The 15,885-nt window shown below is 32.2% G+C and carries 11 protein-coding genes; 9 read left to right on the forward strand and 2 right to left on the reverse strand.

The window, feature by feature from the left end:
• Positions 1–74: 74 nt before the first annotated feature.
• Both GXK57_RS11490 and GXK57_RS11495 read left to right on the forward strand, forming a co-directional pair.
• Positions 75–1,289 carry an acetylornithine/succinylornithine family transaminase gene (locus GXK57_RS11490; RefSeq protein ID WP_160676034.1) on the forward strand — a complete coding sequence of 405 codons (1,215 nt, stop codon included), beginning with the start codon at positions 75–77 and terminating at the stop codon, positions 1,287–1,289.
• Between the two features lie 392 nt (positions 1,290–1,681).
• Positions 1,682–3,730, forward strand: coding sequence for a methyl-accepting chemotaxis protein (locus GXK57_RS11495; RefSeq protein WP_160676036.1), 2,049 nt, complete (start codon positions 1,682–1,684; stop codon positions 3,728–3,730).
• 136 nt (positions 3,731–3,866) lie between these two features.
• Here the strand turns inward: GXK57_RS11495 and GXK57_RS11500 are convergent, their stop codons facing one another.
• A complete protein-coding gene (locus GXK57_RS11500; RefSeq protein ID WP_160676038.1) occupies positions 3,867–4,580 on the reverse strand; it encodes a lysophospholipid acyltransferase family protein in 714 nt (237 codons plus the stop codon).
• Positions 4,581–4,867: 287 nt separating this feature from the next.
• On the opposite strand from GXK57_RS11500, the gene GXK57_RS11505 reads away from it, so the two are divergent.
• Positions 4,868–5,698 carry an AraC family transcriptional regulator gene (locus GXK57_RS11505; protein WP_160676040.1) on the forward strand — a complete coding sequence of 277 codons (831 nt, stop codon included), beginning with the start codon at positions 4,868–4,870 and terminating at the stop codon, positions 5,696–5,698.
• 193 nt (positions 5,699–5,891) lie between these two features.
• Positions 5,892–7,088 carry a multidrug efflux MFS transporter gene (locus tag GXK57_RS11510; RefSeq protein ID WP_160676042.1) on the forward strand — a complete coding sequence of 399 codons (1,197 nt, stop codon included), beginning with the start codon at positions 5,892–5,894 and terminating at the stop codon, positions 7,086–7,088.
• Positions 7,089–7,172: 84 nt separating this feature from the next.
• On the opposite strand, the gene GXK57_RS11515 is transcribed toward GXK57_RS11510, so the two are convergent.
• Positions 7,173–8,012 (reverse strand): TerC/Alx family metal homeostasis membrane protein, encoded by an 840-nt coding sequence (locus GXK57_RS11515; protein WP_160676044.1) that lies wholly within the window; start codon positions 8,010–8,012, stop codon positions 7,173–7,175.
• 841 nt (positions 8,013–8,853) lie between these two features.
• Between GXK57_RS11515 and GXK57_RS11520 the strand changes: the two genes are divergently transcribed.
• The 5 genes from GXK57_RS11520 (at position 8,854) to GXK57_RS11540 (ending at position 15,644) form a co-directional block, all read left to right on the forward strand.
• Complete coding sequence (locus tag GXK57_RS11520) at positions 8,854–11,583, forward strand: sigma-54-dependent transcriptional regulator (RefSeq protein ID WP_160676046.1); 2,730 nt, start codon at positions 8,854–8,856, stop codon at positions 11,581–11,583.
• A 615-nt stretch (positions 11,584–12,198) separates the two neighbouring features.
• Entirely contained in the window at positions 12,199–12,504 is a 306-nt protein-coding gene (locus GXK57_RS11525; protein WP_160676048.1) for a PTS sugar transporter subunit IIB, read from the forward strand.
• A gap of 36 nt (positions 12,505–12,540) precedes the next feature.
• Positions 12,541–13,851: a PTS cellobiose transporter subunit IIC gene (gene celB / locus GXK57_RS11530; protein ID WP_202127713.1), complete on the forward strand. Its 1,311-nt coding sequence runs from the start codon at positions 12,541–12,543 to the stop codon at positions 13,849–13,851.
• 79 nt (positions 13,852–13,930) lie between these two features.
• Positions 13,931–14,236 carry a PTS lactose/cellobiose transporter subunit IIA gene (locus GXK57_RS11535; RefSeq protein ID WP_160676050.1) on the forward strand — a complete coding sequence of 102 codons (306 nt, stop codon included), beginning with the start codon at positions 13,931–13,933 and terminating at the stop codon, positions 14,234–14,236.
• 19 nt (positions 14,237–14,255) lie between these two features.
• Complete coding sequence (locus GXK57_RS11540; RefSeq protein ID WP_160676052.1) at positions 14,256–15,644, forward strand: glycoside hydrolase family 1 protein; 1,389 nt, start codon at positions 14,256–14,258, stop codon at positions 15,642–15,644.
• Positions 15,645–15,885 lie beyond the last annotated feature (241 nt).

Here is a 15,885-nt window from a genome sequence, read left to right on the forward strand (position 1 = left end):
AAATACTAACTGCTTGAAGCTATTAATTAACTAAATAATTAAGTTCAAATTTATGTAATAAGGAGATTTTTTGTATGAGATTAAAAGAATCAGACCTAACTGCAGAGGAAGTAAAGGAATTAGTTAAAAAGTACATGATTGATACTTATGAGAGGTATGATTTTATTTGTGAATACTCGAAAGGTATGTATATTTACAATGAAAAAGGTGAAAGATACCTTGATTTTTATGGAGGAATAGCTGTAAATAGTGCTGGAAACTGTAATGAAAAAGTTGTTGCTGCCATAAAAGAACAGGTGGAGGATGTAATTCATACTTTTAACTATCCTTACACTATTCCTCAAGCTCTTTTGGCTAAAAAGATATGTGATACCATAGGGATGGATAAGATATTTTACCAAAGCACAGGCACTGAGGCTAACGAAGCCATGATTAAAATGGCTAGAAAATATGGAGTAGAGAAGTATGGAGAAAATAAATATCATATTATAACAGCCAAGAACAGCTTCCATGGAAGAACTTATGGATCCTTAACTGCTACAGGACAACCGGACAATGCCTGTCAAGTTGGCCTTAAGCCAATGCTTCCAGGATTTTCGTATGCTGATTTTAATGATTTAGAATCTTTTAAGGAATTGGTTACAGAAGATACCATAGCAATTATGATAGAACCAGTACAAGGAGAAGGAGGAGTAGTACCAGCTACTCAGGAGTTTATGGATGGAATAAGAGCTCTTTGTGATGAAAAGGGACTTCTGATGCTTTTAGATGAAGTACAGACTGGATGGTGTAGAACAGGAAGCGTGATGGCTTATATGGACTATAATATAAAGCCTGATATTGTTTCTATGGCTAAAGCAATGGGGGGAGGAATGCCTATTGCTGCAATTTGTTCAAACTCAGAAGTGTCTAAGGCCTTTACAGTAGGTTCCCATGGTACAACCTATGGAGGAAATCCAGTATGCTGTGCAGCATCTCTTGCTCAAATAAATGAGCTTTTAGACAATGACTTAGCTGGTAATGCTAGGGAAGTAGGTAACTATTTTATGGAGAAGCTTAGAACTCTTCCACATGTGAAAGAAGTACGTGGGAAAGGGCTTCTTGTAGGAGTTGAGTTTGATGCTCCAGTAGGTAAGGATATTAAGCATGGCTGCTTTGACAGAAGGCTTTTGGTTACTTTAATAGGAAGTTCAATAATACGCATGGTGCCACCGCTTATAGCATCTAAAGAAGACTGTGATAAGGCATACGAAATCTTAAGGGAAGCTGCAGAAGAAGCGTATATATAAACATCTTCCTAGCTTGTTATATATAAAATAAAGAGTGTATAGCTAAGAAATATTTTATATTAGAACATACAATAATATCTTTTGATATTATTGTGTGTTCTTTGTTGTATAGATGTACTAATGGTTAAAGTATAGTTATTAAAAATATAATATAGAACAATTAAATACAAAGTCAAGATTAGAATATAAAATATAGGCTATGTTCAACACAGTACTTTAACAGAGATAACTTATTAAATAAAATTTATTACTTTGATTTAATTAATGTTTAACAATTGTAACAAGTAAGACATATTATGTTTTATGATTGGCTATAGTGTAACTTATTTCTTTAGTTTCATTAATTTTACTCGATAATATTATAGACATAATATTTTGGAGGGAAAACATAAATGAAATTCAACACTATTAAGAAAAAACTCATCTTTGCTTTTATACTTATAATATTACTACCTATGTGTACTACCGGTATCATTTCAAATGTAATAATGTACAATAATCTGAAAACTTCTTATACAAATTCCATAGAGAAATCCTTGACTGGTGTAAATAATGTTATAGATGAAACCTATACTGGATATGAAGCAACATTATCTCAAATAACTGAGAATTCAATAGCAAAATTATCGTTATCAAATCCTAACGGAGCGATAGTAAAAAAAGAACTAAATGGAATTATCAAAAGTAACCCGAGAATATTAAATGCATATATTGCTACTGAAGATAAGAGCATGTATATATTTCCCGAAACCGAACTTCCTAAAGGCTATGATCCTACAGCAAAGTCTTGGTATAAGGACACTATTTCAAAGGATGATATACTTTGGCAAGATGCATATAAAGATATAGCAACAGGTAAAATGGTGGTTACGGCAACAAAAAAGATATTTGACGGCTCAGGTAAAGCAATAGGAGTTGCTGGGGTAGATATTGATATAACGAATATTGCAGAATTATTTAATAATACTCAAATTGAAAAGACCGGTGAGATCTTATTAATGGATAAGACTGGTGTAGTAATAGCCACAAAGAATAAAAATCTATTAGAGAAGAACTTAAATCCTGATAGAGTAAACACTAATGCGGATACCAAGGATCAAAAAATGGAGAATGCTTTCAAGAATAAATCAGAAGTATCTTGGATGAAGGATGTCATGACTGGAAATAATAAGCTTGAACAAACTAAGTTTCTAGGAAGTGATAAATTTATATATTCTATGACTAATAAGAAGTCTGGATGGAAGCTTACTGGAATGATTGACACAAGCGAAGTATATTCTAAAATTCGATCTACTGTTTTAATATTAACAGGTGTATTCCTCATATTTATAGCAGCAGCTTTATTTATAGGCCTAAGGATTTCTAGAGGTTTGACAAATCCTATCAATCAACTAAAAGAAGCTATGAAAAAAGGAGAAGCTGGAGATTTGACCATAGTAACCAGCATAAATACATCTGATGAACTTGGAGAGCTTGGAAGAAGATTCTCTAATATGGTTGATAGTGTTAAGGATTTAGTACTTTCAGTTAAAGGCTCTGCAATTAATGTATTGAACTTCTCTGAAAATCTTACTAAAAGAGCAGAAGAGGTAACTACTTCCAGCGAAGAAATAGCAAGAGTTATAGATGAAATCGCTAAAGGTGGACAAGAGCAGTCATATGAGGTGGAGAAGGCATCACAGGTCACAGTGGAGTTTAATAATAGTCTATCTCAAATTAAAGAATATAATAATAATATAAATATTGAAAGTAAAGAGATGGAAGCTAGCAGCATAAAAACAATGGCTGCCTTTAAAGAACTTAAAACCAAGAATGAAAGTACTATAAACGGAGTATCTCAAATTTCTGAAAGTATTGTTGTTTTAGCAAAAGAGACAGAAGATATTGGACAAATTCTGAGTACAATATTGAGTATATCTTCTCAAACTAATCTTTTAGCATTGAATGCAGCCATAGAAGCAGCTAGAGCAGGAGAATCAGGAAGAGGCTTTGCGGTAGTAGCTGAAGAAGTTAGATTACTTGCGGAACAATCAGGGGCTTCTGCAGAAAATATAAGAAATATAGTAACTAGAGTTATAGAAACGACTAAAGCAGCTGAAGTAAACATGGGCAATATTAAAAAGGATGTAGAGAATCAAAACTATGCAGTTGAGACTACTGAACAAAGTTTTGTTAGTCTTAATAATTCTATAGAAAATATTATAGAAAAAATTACAGCAATGAATGAAAGTATAGAGGGAATGCTAGCTAATAGTAGTATACTTACATCCAATATACACAATATTTCTTTTGTTTCAGAGCAGTCAGCTGCCGCAACAGAAGAAGTAAATGCGAGTGTAGCTAATCAACTAAATGATATACAGAATGTAAAAGCACAAGCTGATGAACTTTATATATTGGCTCAGACTTTAGAAAAGTTAATAGAAAAGTTCAAGGTTTAATACTATAATATGAAATTAGTCATGATTTAACAATAAAACCATGCAAAACTGAGAAATATAATTTATATAAGCTCAGCTTGTGCATGGTTTTATTATTTTTAAAATACAAATCCTTATTAAACTCTAAAAAATTCAACTACAGCTTTGATGCAATAATTGATTTAACCATAGATGGCAATTCGTCCTGAGCCTCTTTTGACAGGTTAGATGTATCTATAGCAGGGTGTATGAAAACTTCTACATCTGCAGGTTTTATCTTGTTACCATTAGCCTCCATAAGCTTATAGGAGCCGCTTATTGTAACTGGGACTATTGGAACCTTGGCTTTAGTAGCAAGTTTAAAGCTTCCAGCTTTAAATTCACCTAATGGGCCGCCCTTGCTTCTAGTACCTTCAGGGAATATCACTAGTGAGTGCCCTTTCTTAAGTATCTTTACACCTTCAACTATAGATTGAGCTGATTTTCTTAGGTTGTGTCTATCTATAAATACACAATCCATATACTCCATCCAGGTTCTAAGAAGCGGTACCTTCTTTATTTCAACTTTAGAAATATATCCTTTTGGTTTATTTATATAACTCATAAAAAGTGCTATATCAAAATTACTTTGATGATTGCTTATAAATACTACAGGAACATCTTTTGGAATGTTATCTTCACCATGAATTTTTACCCTAGCACCACTCATTCTCACATGGGAAGCAGCCCATTTTGAAGTTATTTTATGTACTTCTTCTTCAAAGGCTTTTTCATCTAATTTACTTTTTAGTTTCTTAACTTTATACATCTGAGGTACTTTTACCACAAGGCTGGCAGCAAAATTTGTATACCAAGCAATTGTTCTAAGCATATATAAATCCTCCAATTATCAATGTGTTATATAATAAAATATCTCTAAAAACTTGTTCAATTAAGTAAATTTAAGCTTTCTGAAGGAACTTCTAAGCTATTAATATAAGTATTAAGCTTCAGTAACAGATATTTTATACATAAGTATTATACTACACAGTCGGATGGGATTAAATGTATTATTATAAAATTGTGTGATTTGCTATAATTAAGCATGTGGTAAGTATTACTTTTTAATATATAAACAATTGATGAATTAAATGAAGTAGAAGGAGTTTTAATAGAACCTTGAATATAAATAATTTATTTTTTTATATCAATTATTGCAGTATGAGGCAAGCTAATGAACCTTGGAAGTATAAAGCTAAGCTTACAAGAACTCTTGATCATCATGAGCTAATACTTGTAACTGGTGGAAAGGGAAGCATAGTTATAGCCAATAAACGATTTAACGGAAAGGTAGGAAATGTATTTTATATTCCAGCACATACAATGCAGTCAATAGAGTCGGATTTTAATAACCCACTATATTTTATCTCAGTACATTTTTGCTATGCTAATGTATTTTTTTGTGAAAATAATTGGTCTGTTAAGGATGAAGATAGAGAACTACCGCTTAGTATAATGCAAGGTGCTGAAAATATTTATAATATAAATCACTTGTTTTGGCAATTGGTAAATGGGTGGTATGATAAACTGCCAGGTTATGAATTTTCTTCGAAAGCTTTGCTGCAGCAGTTGATTTTTGAACTTTATACAAGAGAAAAAAGAGAAAATCGCAACTATTCCATTGAGCTTAAGGTAGAGACCTTAATTAGATACATGCATGAAAATATAACTAAAAAACTAACCTTACCACAATTGTCAGATATGGTTAGCTTATCACCAACTTATTTATCAAGAGCATTTAAAGAAAGGACAGGTTATTCGGTGATTCATTTCTTTAATAAGTTAAAGATTGATAAATCTAAGGAGCTTATTATAGATGGAGATAGAAAGATAAAAGAGGTTGCAAAGGAACTGGGATTTGGAGATGAGTTTTATTTTAGTAGATTGTTTAAGAAAATAGAAGGGGTTAGTCCATTAGATTTTTATAGCAATAATGTCCATGGATTTTAGTATAGTACATGGAGTAAAGCCTGTTTGTGAGTTATTATATAAGACGGAATTGTTAAAGATGCACCACTTCAATCTTAAAGCTATGTTCAAAAATCCTCTGGTTCCTTATAGGAGAATTTGAATATATAAAGCTTAATATGGAGTGGTGCATCCATAAGTTAACTTAATGTACAAAAGAAAGAAGGCTTTATTTATGAAATTGTGGAAAAGAAATCTAATAGTCTGCTGGTTTGGGGTTTTTGTGACCAATATAGGCACCAGTCAGATTGCTCCAGTGCTACCTCTATTCATAAGGCACCTGGGAGTACATAACACTGAAATGATTGAGCAGTTCTCAGGATTTGCTTTTGGTGTTAATTATATGATTTTAGCAATTTTCTCTCCAATATGGGGGCACTTTGCAGATAAAGTTGGGAGAAAACCTATGCTGCTTAGATCAAGTTTTGGTATGGCCATTGTCATATTCAGTATGGGGTTTGCACAAAATGTGTATCAGCTTATAGGGCTTAGAATGTTGCAAGGAGTTATTGCTGGATACACTACGGCTTGTACAACTTTAATTGCTACTCAAACGGAGAAAGAGCATGCAGGCTGGGCCTTGGGATCACTTGCTACAGCATCCATTGGAGGTTCCCTTCTTGGACCAATGATAGGTGGTTTTATTGAAGAGAACTTTGGCATGCAGAATGTATTCTTTATAACAGGAACCTTAATGCTGATTGCCTTTATTACTACACTATTATTTGTAAGAGAGAGTTTTAATAAAGAGGAAAAGGTGATTTTAAGTGCTAAGCAGGTTTTGAGACGTGTTCCCGATACTTCTTTACTTGGAATACTTTTTCTAACATCTTTTATAATAACTTTAGCACTATATTCTATAGAACCTATCATAACAGTTTATGTAACTCATCTTTCATCTGATAGCAAGCATGTAGCCCTTATTTCTGGAATGGCGTTTTCAGCATCTGGTTTGGCAAGTATAATTGCTGCTCCAAGACTTGGTAGATTGTCTGACAGAATAGGGCCACAAAAAGTTATGCTAGGAGCTTTATTGATAGCTGGAATAGTATTTATCCCTCAAGCTTTTGTAAAAAGTTCTTGGCAGCTTATGGGGTTAAGATTTGTTCTAGGATTAGCAACTGCAGGACTTACTCCTTCAGTTAATATACTGATAAAAAGGATTTCTCCAGATGAACTTACGGGAAGGATATTTGGATTTAGTATGTCTGCTCAGTATATAGGAGTTTTTCTTGGATCTATTTTAGGTGGACAGGTATCAGCTTTTTGTGGAATAAGATATGTATTCTTTATTACCAGCGCTTTATTGTTTATGAATGCAATTTTAGTTTATTCCTCAGTTTATAAGAAGCTAAGTAAAGTTAGAATTTAGTTTTATTAGTTCAAATGACACATAAAATAAACAAACTGCTATATGTATATCTTTTTTAAAAACATACATATAACAGTAAGTGTTCTAAGCTTCTATATTTTTAGAAGCTTTTTTCTTATTCATGAACATAGAGAATAGTACGCTAAGTCCTAATATACCAACTATGATTAGTATTGAAGCTAATATAGGAATATGTATCTTGAAGGATAGGGCAAGTTTTAAGCCTGTGAATAATAGAACAAAACCTACGCCGTATTTTACATATTCAAAAGTACTTTGAAGCTTCTCAAGTAAGAAGTAAAGATTTCTAAGACCTAATATAGCAAGAATGTTTGAAGTATAAACTATAAATGGGTCTGTAGTTATAGCAAATATAGCTGGTATTGAGTCAATAGCAAATAATATATCAGAACCTTCAATTAAAAACAGTATTGCGAATAATGGAGTTGCATGCATTACTTTACCTATCTTTACAAAGAACTTTTCTCCGTGGAGTTCTTCTGTAACTGGAATGAACTTCTTTAAAAGTTTTATTAGTTTACTATCTTCAACAGATTCTTCTTTTTCTTTATTAGCTATTATTTTATAGCCGCTTAAAATTAAAAGAAGTCCAAACACATATAATATCCATTGGAATTTACTTACCACAGCAACTCCTAATAATATAAATATAAGTCTTAGTATTATTGCACCAATGATTCCGTAGTTAAGTATTCTTTTTTGATATTCTCTCTTAATACCGAAGCTAGAGAAAACTAAAAGGAATAAGAATAGGTTGTCCACACTAAGGCTAAGTTCAATTACGTAGCCACCTAGGAATTCCAGTGCCTTTGCTGAACCTAAATCCACCCATATAAAGGCATTAAATATTAGAGCTACGATAGTGATTAGTAAAAAGTTTCTAAGTGCTTTTTTTGTACTCATGTTAATCCTCCTAAAAGTTAAATATTATGCTTTTACATTGAAAAAGTCGATAAAACATTGATATTACTAGGTTTAGTTAAGGGGGATACATTTTCTTTTACAGTAAAAAAGACTCTGAAACAATATGTATATACTAGTGATATACACATTGTTTCAGAGTCTCACAATTTAAAGCAAAACCGGGATTTTCTCCGTAATGACGATTTTTGCTACTAAAATCTTAGTTTGTTACTCCCTCAGAACCATATTAAATAATATTGTATACTATATTTCGTGTATAAGCAAGCGTAAATTGTACCATTTTTTATTCGTTAGAATCCATATGAAGGCTACGTCTTCAGAAAGTATAGTGAAAAACGCCTTATTCTTCGTAGAAAATTATATTTTAGATAAAGCTGTTGAAAGTTACGGGGAAGATTTAAATGCATATAAAATATTCCTTTATAATCACTTAATTAAAATAAGAGCTACAAGCATATAATGAAGTTCTAATATGAAGATATTGGTATAAATATCTAAAATAAAAGTATAGACAAGATGTGGTTTTATGTGTATAAAGTAATTATACACATAAAATTTTAATATATAACTTATAATCTTGTTAAAGGATCACTTTATTATAGCTATATTACGAAGGCTTAAAGGTTGAAGTTGGTCTGTAATTAAGGATGATTACTAACTCAATTATTAAGTTATACGTGCCCGATAATCCACAGAAGCGGGGATTATGGAATAAGTATAAATTAAGCTTCGATATAGGAAGCATTTAGCGATTATATATAAATAAAGCTATAACTCAGGAAAAAATAATATCAAATTTAAATTTAATGGGTGATATAATATGACAAAGTCGGAAGAAATGATATTTAACTATCTAAAAGATAGATGCAATGAGCAAAGGACAAAAGACAAGGATAAGCAAGTAGGGTGTACTACTAAGGAGATTGCGGAAGATCTGTCTTTGCAGAGAACAAATGTAAGTGCAGTTTTAAATAAGCTTTGTGATTTAGGAAAGGTTTATAAGATTAAAGGAAAGCCAACAATCTATGCCATAGCTTTATCTGAAGAAGGGGAGCAGTCTATAAAGGCTGAGGGTAGCTTTGACACACTTATTGGCAAGCAAGGAAGCCTTAAGAAGTGTATACAGCAGGCAAAGGCAGCTATGCTTTATCCACCAAATGGACTTCACACTCTTTTACTTGGTCCTACTGGAGTTGGAAAGACTATGTTTGCAGAACTTATGTATAAATTTACTATAGAGCAGTCAATCATGCCTCACAACGCACCGTTTGTAGCTTTTAACTGTGCGGACTATGCCAATAATCCTCAGCTTCTTTTATCACATCTTTTTGGTTCTAAGAAAGGATCTTTTACTGGGGCAGATAAAGATAGGCAGGGGCTTGTGGATAAGGCAAATGGAGGGATTTTGTTTTTAGATGAAATTCATAGACTGCCACCTGAAGGACAAGAAATGCTTTTTATGCTCATAGATAAAGGTGTGTATACTCCATTAGGAGATATAGATAACAAGAAAAGTAGCAAGGTCCTTATAATTTGTGCAACTACTGAAGATGTTGATAGTACATTACTAGCTACCTTTACTAGAAGAATTCCAATTACAATAAATGTTCCAGCATTAAAGGAAAGAACCTTGGAAGAGCGTTTCGAGCTTATTTGTGAGTTCTTTAAGACTGAGTCCATAAGGATAGGAAAAGAGATAACCGTATCTACTGACACCATAAGAGCGTTATTACTTTACAATTGCAGCGGTAATATAGGACAGTTAAAGAGTGATATCCAGCTAGGCTGTGCTAATGCCTTCTTAAAATTCGTGTCCAAAGGACGTAAAAGTATAGAAGTACATAGTACAGATTTTTCAAGCAATGTAAGACAAGGCTTGGTTATGTATAAGCAGTATTCACAAAGAGTAGATGAGATCATAAAGGATGATACAAAGCTTAGCTTCAACTCTAAAGGTACTAAACTGCATGTGGATGCTAGCAATGGAGTGTTGCCTGATAACTTCTATGACAGCATTGAAAAGAGAATTCAAGAGCTAAAGGATCGTGGTGTTGAGGAAGCGGATATTAATTTTATAATGTCTTTTGACATAAAAAATTACTTTAATAAGTACATAGGAAAGTTTGAGCAAGAGGTTAATAAGGAAGAGCTTTCTAAAATAGTTGATAAAAATATTATTACTATAGTAGAGAATTTCTTGAAGACTGCATCGGAACAATTAAAGAGAATATTCCCTACAAAAGTATTTTATGGCTTATGTCTTCATATAAGCTCTAGTATTGAAAGAATAATGCATCACAAAAATATAGTAAATCACAATTTAACTGAAATAATACAAAAACATGGTGAAGAATATGGATTGGCTTTAATAATAGCTAATAGATTAGAAGAGGAATTCGATATAAAGATACCTGCAGATGAAGTTGGGTTTATAGCTATGTTTTTGTGCATAGATGATCTAGATGAAGAGTCAGAAGGCAGTAAGCCAATAATTGTTGTAGCAATGCATGGGAGAAGTACAGCATCTTCAATGGTAGAGGTTGCAAACAAGCTGGTTGGAGGGAATAATGTCTATGCGTATGATATGAATCTTGATAAAAAGCCTAAGGTAGCTTATCAAGAGCTAAAGGAGCTTATTATAGAAAATCATCAGGGAGCAGGAGTTATTCTTCTTGTGGATATGGGATCTTTAGGAATGTTTGGAGAGTTAATAACTGAGGAAACAGGTATAGAGATAAGAGTAATAGATATGGTATCTACACTATTAGTTATTGAATGTTCAAGAAAAGCACAAACCAACAATAATATTCATCAGATATGGGAAGAGGTACAACATTCAATAAGTTTTTTAAGCAACTACAGCACTAGTTTAACTCAAAATTACATACCAAGTAAAGATAATATAATAATAACCAACTGTATTACAGGTGAAGGTAGTGCAGTTAAGTTGAAGAATATGATTGAAGAGAGAGTAAATCTAAGTGATAAGGATATACAAGTTATTGCAATCTCAGCCAATGATAAAAAGGAGATGTACAATACCATAAATGTGTTATCTAAAGGAAAGAAGATAATTGCCATAGTGGGAACAGTGAATCCTAATATATATGATATACCGTTTATTCCTACTTCAGAATTATTCTTTGATAGCAATTATACTAGAATAAAAGACATAGTTAAAAGGATAAAGACACCAGATGATGTTTATAAGGAAATCTTCGAAAGCTTAGAAAAAGAGATAACAGAAATAAATATAATGGAATTTAAGCCTTTATGTATAGAATTAATAGATGATATAAGAAGAAATATAACTACAGACATGGATATTTATAAGGTTTCAGGGTTTATATTACATCTAGCTTGTGCAGTTTTGAGGTTGATAAATAATGAAAAAACATCTGTATGCAATAGAAGAGAAGAAATAAAGAATACCTATGGTAAAGAATATGATAATCTTAAAAAGTCGCTGCTGCCTATAGAAAAGTATTATAACATAGAGTTTTCTCAAGATGAGTTATGTTATATTATTATGATTATTTTTAGTATATAAATTATGAAAAGAAAAGCTGTGTATAATAAGGAAGTTAATATCCTTATTATGCACAGTTTTTTTACTCTAAAGGAATTACCAATAAATTTAAACCTTCATAATATTATGATGAAAAAAGCTTATCTCTTTCACAAGAAAGTATAAAGTAAATCTAGTAAGTTCAAAACAGTAAGAGTACTCTGGATGATGGGACATGTATAAATTAAATATGCAAAATGAAAATGTGTATAAAAATAGCCGCGTTTAATTATAGCTTATATGTATATGTGTATAGAAAAGTATTATACAGATAAATATTTAATGAAATGTGTATAGGAAAAGTGTTAAGTGTATAAAAAAACTTGTTTTTATAGCATAAATGATAACAATTAGTTCAGATTCTTTTCTTATGAGTATAAAAAAATCCCTATTTAATAAAAATAACTAGAATGGCTTAAATAAAGACTTATAAAGCAATACTTATGTAAAGGATTTAAATAAATCATTGTAAACTATAGAAAAATATAATAATTAATAAGTGTTCATAAAAAGTTGGCACAGGTATTGCTATATAAATAAGCGTAAGAAATAAAAAAATAAAAAATTAAAATAAATTAATTTTTAGGAGGCATTATTATGAATATTTTATTAGCATGTGCATCAGGAATGTCAACAAGCTTAGTAGTAAAGAAAATGGAAGAAGCAGCAAGTCAACAAGGTATAGAATGTAAGATCTGGGCAGTTTCTCAAGATATAGTTGAAGAAGAAATGAAAAAAGCAGATGTTTTATTAATAGGACCTCAAATGAGATTCTTAAAAGCAAAGTTAGAACCAAAGGCTAATGAAGTTGGTATAAAGGTAGATGTTATAAAGCCTATGGATTATGGCAGATGTGATGGTAAAGCAATTCTAGCAACAGCAATTTCAATGATTTCAAAATAATAAAAATATAAAAAAGAAAGATGAGGTATTTTATTTATGGATAAAATAATGAGTTTCCTTGAAAAATACTTAATGCCTATAGCTGATAAACTTAACAATAATAAATACTTAGCGGCTTTAAGAGAAGGTTTCATGCTAAGTTTACCACTAATCATATTTGGATCAATCTTCGTTGTTATTTCAAACCTGCCATATTTAGATAGATTACTAGGTGCAGCTGGACTAAATGAATTAAAGAATTTATTAGGTGCAGCATCCAATTCCACTATGTCAATAATGACACTGTTCGTTGTATTTGGTATTGGATATAGTTTAAGTAAACAGTATAAAGTAGAAGCGATATATGGTGCTGCAGTAGCGGTAGCAGCCTTCATTATACTAACTCCTACAGCTGTCCAATATGGAAAGACATCAAAAGATGTATTAGATGGAGTTATAGCATTAGATAGACTTGGTGCTAAGGGAATGTTCGTTGGAATAATAGGAACATTCATAGCAGTTGAAATCTACAGACTAGTAATACAAAAAAATTGGACAATCAAGATGCCAGCTGGTGTTCCAGATGCGGTTTCAAGATCATTTAGCTCACTTATCCCTGCATTTATAACATTAACTTTCTTCTTATTACTAAGAATAGCATTTACATTTACTCCTTGGGGTAATATACATGACTTTGTATATAAGATAATACAAGCACCACTTATGACTTTAGGATCAGGATTAGCAGCTACATTAATTGCAATATTCTTTATACAATTATTCTGGTTCTTCGGATTACATGGGCAAATAATAGTTAACTCAGTTTTAGACCCAATTTGGAGAACATTATCACTTGAAAACTATCAAGCATTCCAAGCAGGATCAAAGCTTCCTCACATTGTAAATAAACAATTCATGGACACTTTTACAGTTGGTATGGGTGGTACAGGTATGACTCTAGCAGTAATATTAGGTATAATCATATTCGCTAAGAGTAAACAGTTAAAAGAATTAAGTAAATTAGCAGGACCAGCAGGTATATTTAACGTAAATGAACCAGTAATATTTGGTTTACCTATAGTTCTAAACCCAATGATATTAATACCTTGGATTATAGCACCAATGGTTGTAACAGCATTTACTTATATAGTTATGTCAATAGGAATAGTACCAGCACCAATAGGAGTAGACGTACCATGGACAGTTCCGATATTCTTCAGTGGAACACTTGCAACAGGATCTATCAAAGGTGGAATATTACAACTTGTTAACTTAGCTATAGTATTCATAATATGGACACCATTCATACTAATGATGGACAAAAAGTACCACAAGGACGAATTAGAAGCTGAAGGTATTAGTGCATAGTAAAAACATTAGTAGAATAATCGCAGAAATATACGCAATACATAAATTTATTAATATATGATAACGGAGGCAATCAATTATGGAAGATATAAATAGCATAGCATTTGAATTAATATTATATGCAGGAAATGGAAGATCTTGTGCCATGGAAGCTATACAAGAAGCTAAAAAAGGAGACCTTGAAAGAGCTGAAGAACTTCTAAAGGAAGCTACTGCAGAACTAGGTAAAGCTCATGGATTCCAAACTAAGCTAATCCAAGGTGAAGCAAATGGAGAGTCAAACCCTGTAAACATACTACTAATTCATGCTCAGGATCACTTAATGACAGCAATGACTGTTAGAGATCTAGCAACAGAAATAGTTGAACTTTACAGAGTAAGATAAGACCTTAGGAGGACTAAAGATGACAGTTAAATATAAGTTTCCAGAAGGTTTTTGGTGGGGAAGTGCAGCTTCAGCTACTCAAATGGAAGGTGCTGCAAAAGAGGACGGAAAAGGATTAAACATATGGGACTACTGGTATGAGAAAGAGCCGAATAGATTCTTCGATGGAGTAGGTCCAGCGGTGACTTCAGACTTTTATCATCAATATAAGGAAGATATAAGGTTAATGAAAGAAATAGGACATAACTCCTTCAGGTTCTCTATTTCCTGGGCAAGACTTATTCCAGGTGGAGTAGGACAAGTAAATCAAAAGGCTGCAGAATTCTATAATAATGTAATAAATGAATTGTTAGCAAATGATATAGAGCCATTTATAAATCTATTCCACTTTGATATGCCTTTGGAGCTTCAACAAAAGGGCGGCTGGGAAAGCAGAGAAGTAGTCGATGCTTATGCAGAATACTCAAAGATATGTTTCGAGCTATTTGGAGATAGAGTAAAAAGATGGTTTACCTTTAATGAACCAGTTGTTCCTGTAGAAGGTGGATACCTGTATGATTTCCACTATCCTAACGTGGTGGACTTTAATAGAGCTGTACAAGTTGCTTATGGAACTATGATTGCAAATGCTAAAGCTATTAAAGAATTCAAAGCTTTACAGCTTGATGAAGCAAAAATAGGTATAGTGCTAAACTTGACTCCTTCTTATCCAAGAAGCAGTAACCCTGATGACTTAAAGGCTGCTAATATAGTAGATTTATTCTTCAATAGAAGCTTCCTAGATCCAGCTGTAAGGGGAGAATACCCATTAGAGCTAGTTGAGATAATAAAAAGAGAAGGATTAGTGCCTAAAATACTAGAGGGAGATAAGGAATTACTAAAAGAAAACACTATAGATTTCTTAGGCGTAAATTATTATCAACCTAGAAGGGTAAAGGCTAAGGAGTGTATGCCAAACCCTGAAGCACCACTTATGCCTGATAATTTCTTTGATTATTATGAAATGCCAGGAAGAAAGATGAATGTCTACAGAGGCTGGGAGATTTATGAGAAGGGAATATATGATATAGCCATAAATCTAAAAGAGAATTATGGAAATATAGAATGGTATATTTCAGAAAACGGCATGGGTGTACAAGACGAAGAACGATTTATAGTTGATGGAAAAGTAGAAGATAACTATAGAATAGACTTCGTTAGGGGTCACTTAACTTGGCTTCATAAGTCTATAGAAGAAGGCTGTAACGTAAAAGGTTATCATATGTGGACATTTATAGATAATTGGTCATGGAGCAATGCCTATAAAAATAGATACGGATTTATCCAATTAGATCTAAAAACTCAAAATAGAATTATTAAAAAGAGTGGATATTGGATAAAGGAAGTAGCAAAAAATAACGGATTCTAAATTGTATGTAAGACTTTCGCTAGTTCAATAGCGAAAGTCTTATATTCCTATTAAGGGAAGTATAAATTATTTTGCTAGCTAAAACTAATGATATGAAGGATTTAGAATAGTTATTTAGAATAGACAGTAAAAGCTTGAGCCGACTGCTAGAATTTCTTAACATAGTTTCAGAAAAGGCAGATGCTCAAAAAAGCTTGAAACCAGCATAATAACTATATATTTATATAATTGTATAAATATA

This window comes from Clostridium sp. C8-1-8 (genome assembly GCF_009928445.1).
Classification (GTDB): Bacteria; Bacillota; Clostridia; order Clostridiales; family Clostridiaceae; genus Clostridium_AR.